Origin of the sequence: uncultured Gordonia sp., from assembly GCF_937858515.1 — a bacterium.
Lineage (GTDB): Bacteria > Actinomycetota > Actinomycetes > Mycobacteriales > Mycobacteriaceae > Gordonia.
The window spans coordinates 1-15,615 of the sequence record NZ_CALLZT010000178.1; the positions used below are offsets into that span (position 1 = coordinate 1).

Below are 15,615 nucleotides of genomic sequence, written 5' to 3' on the forward strand. Positions count from 1 at the left end.
GGGGGGGGGACGAGGGGGCCGGGGGGGATGCCCTGCGGGGGTGTGAGGGGGAAGCGGGGGGGGCGGGACCCGGCGGGGAGGAGGGACGGGGGCGCCGGGGCGATGAAACCGCCGATGACCTGCTGGAAGAACACCGGGGTGCCGAGGCGGTTGATCCGCCGGTTGACGCTCACGATGACGACGGTGGTCAGGAAGGTCACCACCGCCACGAGCAGGCCGCCCCCGAGCAGCAGCGACACTCCCGCGGACATCACCCCCCACGCGACGGTCGACACCCGATGCGGGTAGGGATGCGGGGCGGCGATGATCTTGTCGACGATCCGGTGCGCCGTCGACGGGGTGATCCCGGAGTTGCGGATGTGCCGGATCAGCCGGTCGACGTCGGCGAGCCGGGTGAAGTCGAGGGAACGGTACTTGACCTGCGCCATCGTGGTGATCGGCGGCAGGGTTGCGCCGCGCCGGGCGCTGGCCATGATCTTGTTGTAGGTCACGTCGACGTCGACGTCGTCGAGACCGTAGGCACCGGCGATGAACTCCACCTGGGCCTGCGTGTCGCTGGCCGCGGTCCCGGAGTCGAGCAGTACCGCGCCGATCTTGGTCGCCAGGTCGAGGACCTCGGTGATGGCGGCGACGTCGAATCTGTCGATCGGGCGGCGGGGGGAGACGGCGATCGCGCCGGGTTCGATGGTGTCGATCGTCGCCTGGCGGGTGCCGGTGATCCGGCGCAGGGAACGCTGGATATACTCGGGCAGCACGTATGCCTCCTTAGCTCAGTGGTAGAGCACTCGCCTTGTAAGCGAAAGGTCGTCGGTTCAATCCCGACAGGGGGCTCGCAGCGCCCCGGTCCAGTTGGTGTTATCGATACCGACCAGGCCGGGGTTTCGGTGTTTTCGGTCACTGGCAGGAGTATCCGAACCGGTCGATGACCGGAGTTTGCTGATTGAAAATAAGTTTGCTTTCAAGAACTGAAGAAACTTCAGGTTCGCCGTACCATTGTTAACTCGGAATTGGTAGAGTACGGCGTACTCAAAATGTGGCCCAGATTACTTTCGGGGCCGGATTGTGTAAGAACCGGATCGCGTGCAGAGGAAGTGGCGAGTGATCAATGATCGGGTGGGGCCGCGTTTATCGCCGATACGCCTCCGGGGACCTGCCGAAGCCCCACCGTACCGCTACGTACCGGGCAGCGCGGCGGGCGCGGGAGTCCGTGGCCGGGGCGTGGTGCACGTGAACGACGACGGGCCCGACATCTTCGAGAGCACGCTGCGCGAACTGCCGATCAGCTTGCCCAGGCACATGTCGACGGACGACGAGACACCGAGGGAGTCCGCATCGCCTCCGGTGCCGACGCCGCGCGTCTGCTCGACGGCGGAGATCCCCGTGATAGGAACACACAGTATGACAAGACTCGATGATTCGATCGCCGACCTGCTCGCCGTCGACGGCGCGCTGGGGGTCGCGGTCGTCGACCTCGACAGCGGGATGGTGCTCGCCGCGGGCGGAAATCCGGGTTTCGATCTCGAGATCGCGGCCGCGGGCAACTCGAACATGCTCCGGGCCAAGCTGCGCACCATGAACGAGCTGGGTATCGGCGGCGGGCTCGAGGACATGATGATCACCCTCGACTACCAGTATCACCTGATCAACGTGCTGCGCGACGGCGGCACCGCCGGACTGTTCATCTACTTCGTGCTCGACCGTGCCGCCGCGAACCTGGCCCTCGCGCGGCACAAACTCCGCATCGTCGCTGGTCAGGTACGGGTCTGATCCTGCGAATGGCACCCATGGCACGAGTCCGGCACAGCACACCCGGCGGCCTGTTCGACGGCGGATTCCCCTACAGCGCAGTGGTATCGGCGGGACCACTGGTCTTCACCGCCGGGATAGCGCCGCTCGGTCCCGACGGAGAGGTCGTCGCTCCCCGCGATGTCGTCGGGCAGACCAGGCAGTGTCTGGCCAACCTGGAAAAGGTGCTGGCCGGACACGGGGCCGGATTGTCCGACATCGCCAAGCTGACCGTGTACGTCGCCGAACACCTGCAGGCCGACCTGTATGTGTCCTGGGAGGCAGTGCGTGAGTCGTTTGTCGACGCTCCACCACCGGCGATCGTCGTCGGTGTCACGGTGCTGCCCTACGACGATCAGGTCGTGGAGATCGAGGCCGTCGCCGCGCCGCCGGCGTAGTTGGCGCTGCCGCGCCGCCGGCGTAGTTGGCGCTGCCGCGCCGCCGGCATGACCGAAGACCACCCGCGCGGGTTCACAGGATGCTGACAGGAAGTATCCAGCCGAACACAGGGATCACCGAGCATTCTCATGGGTATGACGAAGGCGGGTGGACTGATGGAAACAGCGGAACGGAATGGTGTGACCGGCATGGCGGAGCAGATCGGCGCGGATCATCGTAAAGCCGGGGCCGAGAAGGCGCGGGTGCTGGTCGTCGACGACGAGGACAATATCCGTGAATTGCTGCAGGTATCGCTGAAGTTCCAGGGGTACGACGTGGTGACGGCGGCCAACGGGCCCTCGGCGATCGACGCCTGCCGAACCTTCGCGCCCGACGTACTGATCCTGGACGTGATGATGCCCGGGATGGACGGATTCGGGTTGCTGCGCCGGCTGCGCGCCGACGGTGTCGAGGCGCCCGCGCTGTTCCTGTCGGCGCGGGACACGGTGGAGGACAAGATCAACGGCCTCACCATCGGCGGCGACGACTACGTCACCAAACCGTTCAGCCTCGAAGAGGTCGTCGCGCGAATCCAAGTGCTGCTGCGCCGTTCCGGAGTCACCGAGCAGAGCAAGAAGCCATCTCGCATCACCTTCGCCGACATCGTCCTCGACGACGAGACGCATGAGGTGTGGAAGGCCGGCGAACTCGTCTCGCTCTCGCCGACCGAGTTCACGCTGCTGCGCTACTTCATGGTCAACGCCGGGACGGTGCTGTCCAAGCCGCGCATCCTCGACCACGTGTGGAACTACGACTTCGGTGGCGAGGTGAACGTCGTCGAATCGTATGTGTCGTATCTGCGGCGCAAGCTCGACAACGGCGACAAGCGCCTCATCCACACTCTGCGCGGTGTCGGGTATGTGATGCGGGAGCCGAGAGACTGATGGCCGCATCGGCGACCGACAGTCCCGAGATCACCCGGCTTACGCCGATTCATCATGTACCACTGCGTGTTTCGCTTGTCGCGTTAACGCTGGTGCTGGTGATGGCGGGGCTGGTGGTGTCGGGATTCGCGGTCACCGGGGCGATGCGCTCGGACCTGATCTCCCGCACCGACACCGGCCTGCGCAACGCGATCGAGACGTGGGCACGGCCCATCCGCGACGACGGCTTCGGCGCGCCGCCGGGCCCGCGGCGCCCGCCGTCGCGGTACTACTCGCGACTGATCACCTCCGACGGCACCGTTTACGGCGACGACGCGGGCTACACGCACAGCCCCGACCTGTCCGGGCTCGGTGACGGCGATGCCGGACCGATCACTGTGCCGTCCGAAGGTGGCGGTGGTCCGCGTTGGCGGGTGGTCAGGAGCGTTGTCGGCACTGCCGAATCGGTGGTGGCCACACCGCTGTCCGACGTCGAGTCGACGGTGTCGAGGCTGATCTGGCTGCAGGTCGGGATCGGCGGCGGCGTTGTTGTGGTGATCGGGGTGCTCAGCTACCTGCTGGTGCGCGCGAGTCTGCGTCCCCTGCGCCGGGTCGAGGAGACCGCCCACGCCATCGCCGACGGCAACCTCACCATGCGGGTGCCGCAGGTCCCGACGAACACGGAAGTGGGCAGCTTGTCTGCGTCGCTGAACACGATGCTCGGGCACATCCAGCGCGCGTTCGCGGCCACCGAGGCCTCCGAGCGGCAGGCCCGCGAGTCGGAGGAGACGATGCGCCGGTTCATCGCCGACGCCAGCCACGAACTGCGCACCCCGCTCACCTCGATCAAGGGTTTCGGCGAACTGTACAAGCAGGGTGCGGTGCCCTCCTCGGAGGCGATGGGCCGCATCGATACCGAGGCGCAGCGGATGAAACTGCTGGTCGAGGACTTGCTGATGCTGGCGAGGCTCGATGCGCACCGGCCGCTGCAATCCCGGCCGGTCGACCTGCTCTCGCTGGCGTCCGACGCCGTGCATTCGGCGCGGGCCGCCGCCCCCGATCGCGACATCGGTGTGCATCTGGACCCGATGGACGATCCGCCGGTGGTGTCCGGGGACGTGAACCGGCTCATGCAGGTGCTGCGCAATCTCATCAACAACGCGATCGCGCACACCCCTGCCGACGCGGCGATCACTGTCGGTATCGAGGCCGACGACAGCACACACCTGGTGCTGTCGGTGACCGACACCGGCAACGGACTCACCGAGGAGGAGGTGGCGCACGTCTTCGAGCGGTTCTATCGCGGGGACGCCTCGCGTCATCGTGGTGAGGGCGGTGGCAGTGGGCTCGGGTTGTCGATCGTCGCGGCCCTGGTCGCGGCGCACGGGGGCACCGTCGGGGTGGACTCCGCCCCGGGGCAGGGCGCCCGGTTCTGGGTGCGATTGCCGCGCGAGGCGGTCTGAGCGCCGGCCGGCCGAACAGGGAACGGATGGACGTTGGTCCCGTTCGTCCGGCAACCCGGGGGCGAGGCGGGTCCGGAGCAATAGACTGCTGTCATGGCATCGGTATTCACGCACATCATCAACGGCGATCTCCCCGGCAAGTTCGTGTGGAAGGACGGCCAGGCCGTCGCATTCCTCACCATCGAACCCGTCACCCCGGGGCATGTGCTGGTGATCCCGCGCAAGGAGATCGACCACTGGGAACAGATCGACACTGCCACCTTCACCCACCTGTCCGATGTCGCGCAGAAGGTCGGCCGGGCCGTCAAGGACGCCTTCGACGCCCCGCGGATGGGCATGCTGATCGCCGGACTGGAGGTGCCGCACGTGCATCTGCATGTGTTCCCGGCGCTGTCGATGGAGACGTTCGACCTCAGCAAGGCCGCCAAGGACGTCACGCAGGAAACCCTCGAGGAGCATGCGGTGAAGATCCGGCAGAGCCTCGTCGACCACGGTTACCGGGAGAACGTGCCGGACTGAACGAGTTTCGGGGACCGTCAGCCGACAGTTCGCCCGGCGTCAGCCGACAGTTCTATGGATGAGCAGTGGTAGGACCGCGGTGGCACCCGCCTCGCGTAATGCCGCGGCGGCTATCGTGATCGGCCAGCCGGACGTGGTGGCGTCGACGACGAGGAGCACCGTCTGACCTGCCGCGGCAGGCGGATCGGTGAGTCGGCCGCGCCAGTATGCGGCCTCGACGGCGCCGGTCGCGTCGGACGGTGGCTCACCGGGGCCGACGGGATAGGCGCCACCGTCGCGGCGGCCGACTTTGCGCAGTCGGGCCGCGAGGGTTTCGGCGATGCCGGTTCCGGTCAGCCGCAACGACACGATGACGTCGGGCCGGATGCCGGACTCGCGGCCCCATCGGGCGAGAGTGGCGACCGCGGCGTCGGCGAGTTCGGTGACCGCGCCGTCGTCACCATTGCGGGCGCCGGCGAGGACGTCGGTCCATTCGGGTGCGTCGGCATGGGCGAGGACCCGGCCGGGCTCGGCCATCAGCTGTGCGGGGATTCTGCCGCGGGGCGCGCGTAGCGACGGGGCTGTTGACGGAGCGCCGAGTATGCTGCCGGGCCACATCTTTCGGGGTTCGAGGATCAGTGTCGAGCGGCGCAGCGTCGCGGTGATGGAACGCACGTCCTCGTCGTCGGTGCCGGCGGGCAGTCCGTCGGTGAGGCCGCCGCGGCATACCGAACACCGGCCGCACGGTGCGCTCTGCGGGTCGTCGAGCGACTCGGTGAGCAGCGTCATCAGGCAGGCGTTACCGTGCACGTAGGCGCGCATGATGTCGGCCTCACGGCGGCGCACCGCGATCACTCCGTCGTAGTGTTCGGCGTCGAAATACCATTCCCGGCCGGTGCTCACCCAGCCGTCGGGGGTGCGTTCGGTGGCGCCGTCGACGGCGAGTTGTTTGAGCATGAGGTCGACCTTGTTGCGGCGCAGTCCCGTTGACGATTCGAGTGCGGGGACCGATTGTGGTTGCGCTGATGTGTTGAGTGCGTCGAGCAACTTGGTCATCTGTTCGGGGTCGGGGATGGTGGAGGTGGCGAAGTACTCCCAGATCCGGTCGTCGGCGGCAGAGGACAGCAGCACCACCACGGCGCTGTCGAGGGCGCGGCCGGCACGGCCCACCTGCTGGTAGTACGACACCGGTGACGCGGGTGCGCCCACATGCACCACGAACCCGAGATCCGGCTTGTCGTAACCCATTCCGAGTGCCGACGTGGCCACCAGTGCCTTGACTTCGTTGCGCAGGAGCGCGTCCTCGAGGGTGTGGCGGCGGTCGGCGTCGAGTTGCCCAGTGTACGCGGCGACCGGATAGTCCGGGCCCTGCACGGCCCGGATGGCCTCGACGAGCCTGTCGGCGTCGGCGACGGTGAGCACGTAGACGATGCCCGAGCCCGGCAGTGCGGACAGGTTTCGGGCCGTCCAGGCGTACCGCTGCATCGGCGATAATCCGTCGATGACGTTCAGGTGCAATGAGTTTCGTGCCAACGGTCCGCGCAGAACGAGGGTGTCGGGGCCGAGTTGGCCGGCCACGTCGGCAGTGACACGGGCATTGGCGGTGGCGGTCGTGGCCAGCACCGGAGTGTCCGCGTCGGCGGTGCGCAGGACGTCGGCGACGCGGCGGTAGTCGGGCCGGAAATCGTGACCCCAGTCCGAGATGGCGTGCGCCTCGTCGATCACCAGCAGGCCGAGTCTTCCGCTCAGATTGTCGAGCACGCGCCTGCCGAAACCGGGATTGGCCAGGCGCTCCGGGGACACCAGGAGAACATCGAGATCGCCTGTGCGTAAGTTATTTTCGATGATCTCCCAGTCGCTGAAGTTCGACGAGTTGAGGGTGGCCGCGCGTAGTCCCGCACGTTCGGCCGCCGCTACCTGATCACGCATCAGCGACAGCAGTGGCGACACGATCAGCGTCGGTCCGCGTCCGCTCGCCCCGACATCCCCCGTCGCTTCGCTCGCCCCGACATCCCCCGTCGCTTCGCTCGCCCGGACATCCCCCGTCGCTTCGCTCGCCCCGACATCCCCCCTCGCTCCGCTCGCCCGGACATTCCCCCTCGCTTCGCTCGCCCGGCCGATGGCCGTCGCCGTCCAGTACACCGCCGACTTGCCCCAGCCGGTGGCCTGCACGACGAGGACCCGAGCACCGGGGCGGGTCAGCGCCGCGACCGCCCGCAACTGATCTGGGCGCAGGTGGGCACCGTCGCCGGCCAGGCTTGCGATGACCCGGTCGGCGATCCGCAGCTGGTCGGCCTGCAACTGGTCTGGTGGGGACATACGTCCACGCTATCGGGACCATATAGGGCTATCGGGAACATATGGGGCTATCGGGAACATATGGGGCTATCGGGAACCTCTGGGTTCACGTTGACAGGAACCTGACAGGTAGAAGCCGGAGGCGTCCCAGTTTCGGCCCGCAATCTGTACGACATGACGACAGACACCCTCGGTCGCCCCGCCTCGACGGTGCACACTCTGGCCGACACCTCGCAACCCCATCCGACGCTCGACATCGTCATCCCGGTGTACAACGAGCAGGACGACATCGTCGACGCGGTGCGCCGCCTCGATGCCCACCTGCGCGCCAACGTGCCGTATCCGGCGCGGATCACCGTCGCCGACAACGCGAGCACCGACGGCACCGTGCGCCGCGCGGTCTCGCTGACCGAGAGCGTCGACGGTCTGCGGGTGGTGCACCTCGACGAGAAGGGCCGCGGCCGGGCACTGAACGCGGTGTGGCGCGACAGCGATGCTGACATCGTCGCCTACTGCGACGTCGACCTGTCGACCGACCTGAACGCGCTGATGCCGCTCATCGCGCCGCTGATCTCCGGCCACTCGGACATCGCGATCGGCAGCAGGCTGTCCAACGGATCACGCGTCGAACGCGGTATGAAACGCGAATTCATCTCGCGCTCTTACAATCTCATCCTGCGCACCGCGATGCGCGCCCGCTTCTCCGACGCCCAGTGCGGATTCAAGGCGATGCGCACCGACATTGCCCGCGAACTGCTGCCGTACGTCGAGGACACCGGCTGGTTCTTCGACACCGAACTGCTGGTCGTGGCCGAGCGGATCGGACTGCGTATCGCGGAGGTCCCGGTTGACTGGATCGACGACCCGAACAGCAGCGTCGACATCGTCGCCACCGCCGTGGCCGACCTCAAGGGCTGCGCCCGCGTCGGCCGGGCCCTGGTCGACGGCACGCTGCCCGTCGCCGAACTGCGTGCCAGCATGGGCCGGTCGCGCCATCCCGGCCCGCGCGTCGCGGGCGTCCCGTTCGGATTGTCCGGTCAGTTGGCGCGGTTCTGTGTGGTGGGTGTGGCGTCGACGATCGTGTACGCGGTGCTGTACCTGATGCTGCACTCGCTGTTCGGTGCGCAGGTGTCCAACTTTGTGGCACTGGGTATTTCGGCGGTGTTCAACACCGCGGCCAACCGGGGGTTCAGCTTCGGGGTGCGCGGCACGGAGAACGTCGTCAAGCACCAGGTATTCGGGCTCGGCATCTTCATGTTCGGCTGGGTGGTGACCGCCGGGTCGTTGTTCGTGCTGCACGCCTGGGTGCCGGGGGCGTCCAAACATCTTGAGCTGCTGGTCCTGCTGGTGGCCAACCTGGTGGCGACGGCGATCCGGTTCGTGGGACTGCGCTGGGTGTTCCGGTCGCACACCGCGACCGCCGCTACCGACACCGCGGACCTGGTCGTGCCCCGGGAATCCGGCCGCTGATGGCCGAGGTGGTCCCGGAGAATTCCGATATCGTACAGGCGGGCGAGGGGACTCGTCCGCCTGTACGGCGTGCTATAACCGCTCCCGTGATACGGGAGCGGTTTTCGCTGTTGCTTCTGCTGGTGGGCACCGCGGTGGCCTATCTGTGGAATCTGTCGATCAACGGGTGGGCCAATTCATTCTATTCGGCGGCGATTCAGGCCGGTTCGCAGTCGTGGAAGGCGTGGTTCTTCGGCTCCTCGGACATGGCCAATTCGATCACCGTGGACAAACCACCTGCATCGCTGTGGATTCCGTCGTTGTCGGTGCGGGTATTCGGATTGAATTCCTGGTCGATTCTCGTGCCCGAGGCGCTCATGGGAGTGGCTTCGGTGGCGTTGGTCTACGTGATCACGCGCCGGTATTTCGGGCATTGGGCGGGCATTCTCGCCGGCCTGGTGCTGGCGGTGACCCCGGTGGCGGCGATGATGTTCCGGTTCAACAACCCCGAGGCGCTGCTGATTCTGCTGATGGTCGCCTCGGTGTGGGCGCTGCTGCGCGGGGTGGAGGACGGCCGGTGGCGATGGCTGATCCTCACCGGTGCCCTGGTCGGATTCGGTTTTCTCACAAAGCAATTGCAGGTGATGCTGGTGGTTCCGCCGCTGGCCATCACGTACTTGGCGTTCGGGCCCGGGACCGTGCTGCGGCGGCTGGGTCAGTTGGTGGTGGCACTCGGTGCGTTGATCGTGAGTGCGGGCTGGTGGATTCTCGCCGTCGAATTGTGGCCGGCCTCGTCGCGTCCGTATATCGGTGGCTCGCAGAACAATTCGATCCTCGAACTGACGTTGGGCTACAACGGGATCGGCCGGCTCAACGGTGAGGAACACGGAAGTGTGCACCCCGGTGGTGGCTACGGTTCCGGTAGCGGGTTCGGTGGTGGATTCGGCCCCGGTGGGGCATATGGGGGACCGGGCGGGCCCGGTGGGCGCGGCGGTGTGTGGGGCGAGACCGGGTGGGACCGGATGTTCACTCCCGCGCAGGGCGGCCAGATCGCCTGGCTGATCCCCACCGCGATCATCCTCGGGGTGGTGGCGCTGGTGATCGTGGCCCGAGTTGGCCGGGGCGAAAACGGACGGGATGAGGACGACAACCGCAAACCCCGACTAGCGTTTCTCACGGTGTGGGGTCTGTGGCTGATCGTCACGGTGGGCGTCTTCAGCTACATGGCCGGCATCTTCCACAGCTACTACACGGCCGCACTCGCACCCGCGGTCGCGGCGCTCGTCGGTGGCGGGGCCGCGGTCTGTTGGCGTGCCCGCGAGCAGTTCTGGGTGCGGGCGGTTCTTGCCGTCGCGGTGGGCACGGCCGCGATCTGGGGATTCGTGCTGCTGGGCCGGACCCCCGATTTCGTGAGCTGGCTGCGGTGGGTGGTGCTGGTCGTCGGGCTGGTCGCCGGGCTGGTACTGCTCCTCCCGGACTCCTCGCGACGGCTGCGCATGATCGTGGCCGGTGCCGGGGTGGCGGCCGTCGTCGCCGGGATGGCCGGTCCCGCGGCGTACGCGATCGACACCATCGGCTCACCCGTCTCCGGTGGCGTCCCATCGGCGGGGCCGCGGGTGGAAGGCGGATTCGGTCCGCCCGGCGGTCCGGGGCGCAGACTGGGATTCGGGCACCGGCCGGGGTTCGGGAATGGGCAGGGACACATGCAGGGATTCGGGCACGGGCGGGGGCCGATGGGTAGCCCGGCCGACGGGCCGCCGAGTCCGGCACCTGACCCGGGAGTCCGGCATCGCCGGGGTGACTCGGCCGGTCCGGGCGCGTTGCCGGGTCCTGGAGGCCGGTCCGGACCCGCCGGTCCGGGCGGTGGCTTCGGCGGCTACCGCGGCTTCGGCGGCTACCGCGGCTTCGGTGGTCCGGGCGGACTCCTCGACGGATCGCGGCCGGGCCCGCAGATCCTGGCGCTCCTGCGGGCCGACGCGAACCGCTACACCTGGGTCGCCGCTGCGATCGGCTCCAACTCGGCGTCGGGGTATCAGCTCGAATCCGGCCACTCGGTGATGCCGATCGGCGGCTTCAACGGCACCGACCCGTCGCCGACACCGGAGCAGTTCCAGAAAATGGTCGCCGACGGCAAGATCCACTACTTCATTGCCGGCGGCCGCTTCGGTGGTGGATTCTTCGGCGGTGGACCCGGCGGGGGGCAGGGCGAGCGCACGAGCGAGAAGATCAGCACCTGGGTCACCGAACACTTCACATCGCAGACCGTCGACGGTGTCACCCTCTACGACCTGACCGCGCCTGTGGCATCTGCGGGAGGTACATAGCGAACGACTCCCGTCCGCAACCGGACATCGGCGGCGGACGGGAGCCTTTCCGGTTCGTGCGGCTGTGCTCCTTGATCGGCGTTCCGGGTTCAGCGTTCCCGGTTCAGCAACTCGGTGAGCATTTCGGTGATGCGATTCATTCCTGTATGCAGGACGCCGAAACCCCTTCGCAAGTCAGCGAGATCGCCATCTACGCGATCGAATCGCGCTTGATGTTCCAATTGAGTCTCTCGAAGTGCGTTCAGGACCCTGGTGTGTCCTTGTAGTTCCGAACGCATCTCGGAGACGTCCCTGTCCGCCGCGCCCGCGAGAACCCGGGCCGCTGCCGAATCCTCCCGTGCCCGGCGTGACTGCCCGTCCACGTCGTCCAGTCTGTTCTCGACCGCGGTCAGTCGCGCGTCGAGATCGTCGATATCTGCCATCAGTGCCCCCGCCCTGCCTGTGCTTCGCGTCTGTCGACTGTACTGCCGACCCGGCCGCGACGACCCTCGATGTACAGAGTTATCCACAGGGAGCCTGAGCTGTGCGGACTGTAGAGTCGTCCCCGTGCGCGTACTCGTGATCGGCTCGGGCGGCCGCGAACATGCCCTGCTCCTCGGACTCCGACGTGACCCGTCGGTCACCGACCTGCACGTGGCCCCCGGTAACGCGGGCACCGCGGCCGTCGCCACCAACCACGCCGTCGACGTCGCCTCCGGCGAGGCGGTCGTGGCGCTGGCCAGGCAGGTCGAGGCCGATCTCGTCGTCATCGGGCCGGAGGTGCCGCTGGTCCTCGGTGTCGCCGATGCCCTGCGCAAATCGGGTATCGCCACTTTCGGACCGAGCGCCGAGGCGGCCCGGATCGAAGGATCCAAGGCATTCGCCAAGGACGTCATGGCGGCGGCCGGTGTGCGCACCGCACACGCCGAGGTCGTCGACAACCCGGCCAAACTCGACGCCGCACTCGACCGGTTCGGTCCCACCTGGGTGGTCAAGGACGACGGCCTGGCCGCAGGAAAGGGCGTGGTGGTCACCGCCGACCGCGCCGTGGCCCGCGACCACGCCGCCGAATGCCTCGAATCCGGACATCCCGTGCTCCTGGAAAGCTTCCTCGACGGACCCGAGGTCTCGCTGTTCTGCCTCGTCGACGGGGAGAACGTGGTGCCGCTGCTCCCGGCGCAGGACCACAAACGGGTCGGTGACAACGACACCGGACCCAACACCGGTGGCATGGGTGCCTACACCCCGCTGCCGTGGCTGCCCGACGAAATGGTGACCCGGATCGTCGACGAGGTGGTCAAACCCGTTGCCGCGGAAATGGTTCGGCGCGAAGTTCCGTTCTCCGGCCTGCTGTACGCGGGCCTGGCGATCGGTGCCGACGGGCCGGCCGTCGTCGAATTCAACTGCCGCTTCGGCGATCCCGAAACCCAGGCGGTGCTCGCCCTGCTGGAATCACCCCTCGGCGAGGCGCTGAACGCCGTCGCCACCGGGACCCTCGATCAACTGCCGCCGCTGCACTGGTCCGACGGCGCCGCCGTCACCGTCGTCGTGGCCGCCCAGAACTATCCCGGCACTCCACGCACCGGCGACGTCATCACCGGGGCAGGCGCCGACGGCGTCCTGCACGCCGGAACCAAACGCAACGACGACGGCGACATCGTCTCCTCCGGCGGACGGGTACTGGCCGTCATCGGCACGGGCGCCGACCTCGAACAGGCACGCGCCCAGGCCTACGAGCGCATCGCGGCCATCAAACTCCCCGGCAGCCACCACCGCACCGACATAGGCAAAGCCGCCCTCGAAGGACGCATCGCACTGTAGATCCTGACGCCGTTGCTTCGGCAGACGAAACACGGCCGGACCTGTGTGGTTTTCGTGGAAACCGGCGCGCTGCCCACATCGGTTTGGGACGATGAAACCCATGACGTCAGCGGCGACCCCTAAGGGAGTGCGCAGGCGTTCCAGGCTCATCGAGGCGGCCGGAGCGCTCCTTCTCGAAGGCGGGTTCGATGCTGTCCGCCACCGAGCCGTCGCCGATCGGGCCGAGCTGCCGCTCGCGTCCACCACCTACTACTTCGGGTCTCTCGAAGACCTCATGGCGCAGGCCGCCGACTATGTGTGCCGCTGTGACGAGGCGGCCATCACCGCACGCGGGGCCGCACTGCGTCGTCGGCGGCGTGGGGCCCGCGCCATGGCCGACGCCCTCGCCGAGGTGTTCGTCGGGCCGGATGCGAGCGTCCACGACCTCGCCGTCCGCTACGAGATGTTCGCGCTCGCCCCCCGCTACGCCCTGCTCAACGCCGTCATCGCCGATCACCACGCGCTCCTGGCTGGCGTGCATACCGACGTCCTGCAGAAATCCGGTCGGCTCGCCGACCCCGTCCACGTGCGCTGTCTCATCGCTGTCGAAGACGGGGCCGTCATGGGAGCGCTCGGCCAACATCCCACCGAACCCATCAACGCCGCCCGCGAGGCGCTGGTCTCGGTGGTGGATGTGTTGGCTCCGCCGAATTGATACTGAGGGCTTTGCCTATGCCGGCTGGATGAGAAACCAGCAGGTGGGGGTGGTGAGAGGCCAAGCTGGGGATGTAGTCGCCACGACGACCGGAAATGCCGTGGTGGCCGATAGGGTGGGGGGATGCCGCCGAGTGTTTCCGATCCGTATGCGGACGTGCCGTTTTTTGATGACGTGCCGCCGGACGAGTACGACGACGTGCCACCATCCGACGAGGGATGGGGGCAGCCGGGGGAACTGCCGCAAGCGCCTGCGCCCGCGAGGTTCGGGTCGGCGATCGAGGCGTTGCGGACCGTATTCGGATACGACGCGTTCCGGGGCGACCAGGCGGCGATCGTCGAGCAGGTGATCGGCGGGGGCGACGCGATCGTGCTCATGCCGACCGGTGGCGGTAAGTCCATCACCTACCAGGTGCCGGCGCTGGTCCGGGAGGGCACGGGGCTGGTGATCAGTCCGCTCATCGCGCTCATGCACGACCAGGTCGATGCGCTGCGGGCCAGTGGTGTGCGCGCGGCCTACCTCAATTCGACCCAGTCGGCGCAGGAACGTGGCGAGGTCGAGAATGCTTATCTGACAGGGCAACTCGATCTTCTGTACGTGGCTCCCGAACGATTGTCGGGGGCGCAGACCACGCAGTTGCTCCAGCGCGGCATGCTCAGTGTCATCGCGATCGACGAGGCGCATTGCGTGTCGCAGTGGGGTCATGACTTCCGGCCCGACTATCTCGCGCTCGGGGATCTGGCCGAGCGTTTCCCCGGTGTACCGCGAATGGCATTGACCGCCACCGCAACCCGTGAAACGCACCGGGAGATCACCGAACGGCTCAGGCTCGGCGATGCCAAGCATTTCGTCGCGAGTTTCGACCGGCCCAATATCCAATACCGCATCGATGCCAAGGCCGACCCGCGCCGGCAACTGGTGTCGTTCATCCGGTCGGTGCCCGAACTTGTCGGCGTGGACGGGCCGGTCGTCGGCATCGTGTACGCGCTCAGCCGCAAGAGTGTCGAGCAGACGGCAGAGTTCTTGTGCAAGCAGGGATTTGATGCCCTGCCGTATCACGCCGGACTCGACGCCCGGGTGCGTGCGCACAATCAGGCCCGGTTCCTGCGCGAGGACGGCGTGATCGTCGTGGCGACCATCGCGTTCGGGATGGGCATCGATAAACCGGACGTGCGATTCGTCGCCCACATCGACCTGCCCAAATCGGTCGAAGGCTACTACCAGGAGACCGGCCGTGCCGGACGTGACGGGCAGGCGTCGGTGGCGTGGATGGCATACGGCCTGGCCGACGTGGTGCAGCAGCGCAGGCTCATCGACTCCAGCCCCGGTGACCTGGCGTTCAAGATTCGGCTCGGTCAGCACCTCGACGCCATGCTTGCCCTGTGCGAGACGGTGTCGTGCCGCAGACAGAACCTGCTCGGCTACTTCGGTCAGGAATCGGCGCCGTGCGGCAACTGCGACACCTGCCTGCAACCACCCGAGACGTTCGATGGCCTCATCCCGGCGCAAAAGCTGCTGTCGACGATCTGGCGGCTCGACCGCGAACGCGGCCAGAAGTTCGGCGCCGGGCACCTCATCGACATCCTGCGCGGCAAGGACACCGAACGCATCCGCACCCAGCGACACGACGGCCTGAGCACTTACGGCATCGGCGCAGACCTGTCCGACCAGGACTGGCGCAGCGTCGTCCGGCAGTTGCTGGCCCGCGGAATCCTCACCGCCCAAGGTGAATACGGCACGCTGATCCTCGGGGACGACGCCGGCGGGGTGCTCCGTGGCCAGACTCCGGTACCGTTGCGCCGTGACGTCATCGGCCGGGTGACGGGTTCGGGATCGGGACCGAAAGCGCGAAAGGCCACCGCCGCCGACGACCTCGACCCCGCCGACCAGGACCTGTTCGAGGCATTGCGCACCTGGCGCACCGCCACCGCCAAGGAGCAGGACGTGCCCGCGTACGTCGTGTTCAGCAACGCCACCCTGCAGGCCCTGGCCGCCCACCGTCC

13 protein-coding genes and 1 tRNA gene are annotated in these 15,615 nt (G+C 67.5%); 11 read left to right on the forward strand and 3 right to left on the reverse strand.

Annotated elements, in window-relative coordinates:
- Window positions 1-752, reverse strand: a 752-nt coding sequence (locus tag Q0627_RS17550; protein WP_298811699.1) for a threonine/serine exporter ThrE family protein, incomplete at its 3' end; no start/stop codon positions are given.
- A 7-nt stretch (window positions 753-759) separates the two neighbouring features.
- On the opposite strand from Q0627_RS17550, the gene Q0627_RS17555 reads away from it, so the two are divergent.
- The 6 genes from Q0627_RS17555 (at window position 760) to Q0627_RS17580 (ending at window position 5,068) form a co-directional block, all read left to right on the forward strand.
- Window positions 760-831: transfer RNA gene (locus Q0627_RS17555), tRNA-Thr, on the forward strand.
- Between the two features lie 567 nt (window positions 832-1,398).
- Window positions 1,399-1,767, forward strand: a complete 369-nt coding sequence (locus Q0627_RS17560; RefSeq protein ID WP_291018710.1) for a hypothetical protein — start codon at window positions 1,399-1,401, stop codon at window positions 1,765-1,767.
- Between the two features lie 17 nt (window positions 1,768-1,784).
- Entirely contained in the window at window positions 1,785-2,183 is a 399-nt protein-coding gene (locus Q0627_RS17565; protein WP_291018834.1) for a RidA family protein, read from the forward strand.
- A 189-nt stretch (window positions 2,184-2,372) separates the two neighbouring features.
- The gene (locus tag Q0627_RS17570; RefSeq protein ID WP_291018837.1) at window positions 2,373-3,107 is read left to right on the forward strand and encodes a response regulator transcription factor; all 735 of its coding nucleotides are present in this window, start codon (window positions 2,373-2,375) and stop codon (window positions 3,105-3,107) included.
- Window positions 3,107-4,549, forward strand: a complete 1,443-nt coding sequence (locus tag Q0627_RS17575; protein WP_291018712.1) for a cell wall metabolism sensor histidine kinase WalK — start codon at window positions 3,107-3,109, stop codon at window positions 4,547-4,549. Before Q0627_RS17570 ends, Q0627_RS17575 begins: the two co-directional genes overlap by 1 nt.
- Before the next feature lie 93 nt (window positions 4,550-4,642).
- The gene (locus tag Q0627_RS17580; protein ID WP_291018715.1) at window positions 4,643-5,068 is read left to right on the forward strand and encodes an HIT family protein; all 426 of its coding nucleotides are present in this window, start codon (window positions 4,643-4,645) and stop codon (window positions 5,066-5,068) included.
- Window positions 5,069-5,107: 39 nt separating this feature from the next.
- Here the strand turns inward: Q0627_RS17580 and Q0627_RS17585 are convergent, their stop codons facing one another.
- On the reverse strand, window positions 5,108-7,366 hold the full coding sequence (locus tag Q0627_RS17585) for a RecQ family ATP-dependent DNA helicase (RefSeq protein WP_298811702.1): 2,259 nt from the start codon (window positions 7,364-7,366) through the stop codon (window positions 5,108-5,110).
- A 153-nt stretch (window positions 7,367-7,519) separates the two neighbouring features.
- Here Q0627_RS17585 and Q0627_RS17590 point away from each other — a divergent pair, with 153 nt between their 5' ends.
- Window positions 7,520-8,815, forward strand: coding sequence for a bifunctional glycosyltransferase family 2/GtrA family protein (locus Q0627_RS17590; RefSeq protein WP_291018720.1), 1,296 nt, complete (start codon window positions 7,520-7,522; stop codon window positions 8,813-8,815).
- Window positions 8,815-11,118 carry a glycosyltransferase family 39 protein gene (locus tag Q0627_RS17595; RefSeq protein ID WP_298811705.1) on the forward strand — a complete coding sequence of 768 codons (2,304 nt, stop codon included), beginning with the start codon at window positions 8,815-8,817 and terminating at the stop codon, window positions 11,116-11,118. The genes Q0627_RS17590 and Q0627_RS17595 overlap by 1 nt, the downstream gene beginning before the upstream one ends.
- An 89-nt stretch (window positions 11,119-11,207) precedes the next feature.
- Here Q0627_RS17595 and Q0627_RS17600 read toward each other — a convergent pair whose 3' ends face one another.
- A complete protein-coding gene (locus Q0627_RS17600; RefSeq protein ID WP_291018726.1) occupies window positions 11,208-11,540 on the reverse strand; it encodes a hypothetical protein in 333 nt (110 codons plus the stop codon).
- 124 nt (window positions 11,541-11,664) lie between these two features.
- Between Q0627_RS17600 and purD the strand changes: the two genes are divergently transcribed.
- The 3 genes from purD to recQ all read left to right on the forward strand — a co-directional run.
- Entirely contained in the window at window positions 11,665-12,918 is a 1,254-nt protein-coding gene (gene purD, locus Q0627_RS17605) for a phosphoribosylamine--glycine ligase (RefSeq protein WP_291018730.1), read from the forward strand.
- 91 nt (window positions 12,919-13,009) lie between these two features.
- The gene (locus Q0627_RS17610) at window positions 13,010-13,612 is read left to right on the forward strand and encodes a TetR/AcrR family transcriptional regulator (protein WP_291018732.1); all 603 of its coding nucleotides are present in this window, start codon (window positions 13,010-13,012) and stop codon (window positions 13,610-13,612) included.
- Between the two features lie 123 nt (window positions 13,613-13,735).
- Window positions 13,736-15,615, forward strand: a 1,880-nt coding sequence (gene recQ / locus Q0627_RS17615; RefSeq protein ID WP_298811708.1) for a DNA helicase RecQ, incomplete at its 3' end; no start/stop codon positions are given.

Coding starts and splice junctions, on each gene's coding strand:
- Q0627_RS17560 (WP_291018710.1), top strand. CDS start 1,399: ATGACAAGACTCGATGATTCGATCGCCGACCTGCTCGCCGTCGACGGC.
- Q0627_RS17565 (WP_291018834.1), top strand. CDS start 1,785: ATGGCACGAGTCCGGCACAGCACACCCGGCGGCCTGTTCGACGGCGGA.
- Q0627_RS17570 (WP_291018837.1), top strand. CDS start 2,373: ATGGCGGAGCAGATCGGCGCGGATCATCGTAAAGCCGGGGCCGAGAAG.
- Q0627_RS17575 (WP_291018712.1), top strand. CDS start 3,107: ATGGCCGCATCGGCGACCGACAGTCCCGAGATCACCCGGCTTACGCCG.
- Q0627_RS17580 (WP_291018715.1), top strand. CDS start 4,643: ATGGCATCGGTATTCACGCACATCATCAACGGCGATCTCCCCGGCAAG.
- Q0627_RS17585 (WP_298811702.1), bottom strand. CDS start 7,366: ATGTCCCCACCAGACCAGTTGCAGGCCGACCAGCTGCGGATCGCCGAC.
- Q0627_RS17590 (WP_291018720.1), top strand. CDS start 7,520: ATGACGACAGACACCCTCGGTCGCCCCGCCTCGACGGTGCACACTCTG.
- Q0627_RS17595 (WP_298811705.1), top strand. CDS start 8,815: ATGGCCGAGGTGGTCCCGGAGAATTCCGATATCGTACAGGCGGGCGAG.
- Q0627_RS17600 (WP_291018726.1), bottom strand. CDS start 11,540: ATGGCAGATATCGACGATCTCGACGCGCGACTGACCGCGGTCGAGAAC.
- Q0627_RS17610 (WP_291018732.1), top strand. CDS start 13,010: ATGAAACCCATGACGTCAGCGGCGACCCCTAAGGGAGTGCGCAGGCGT.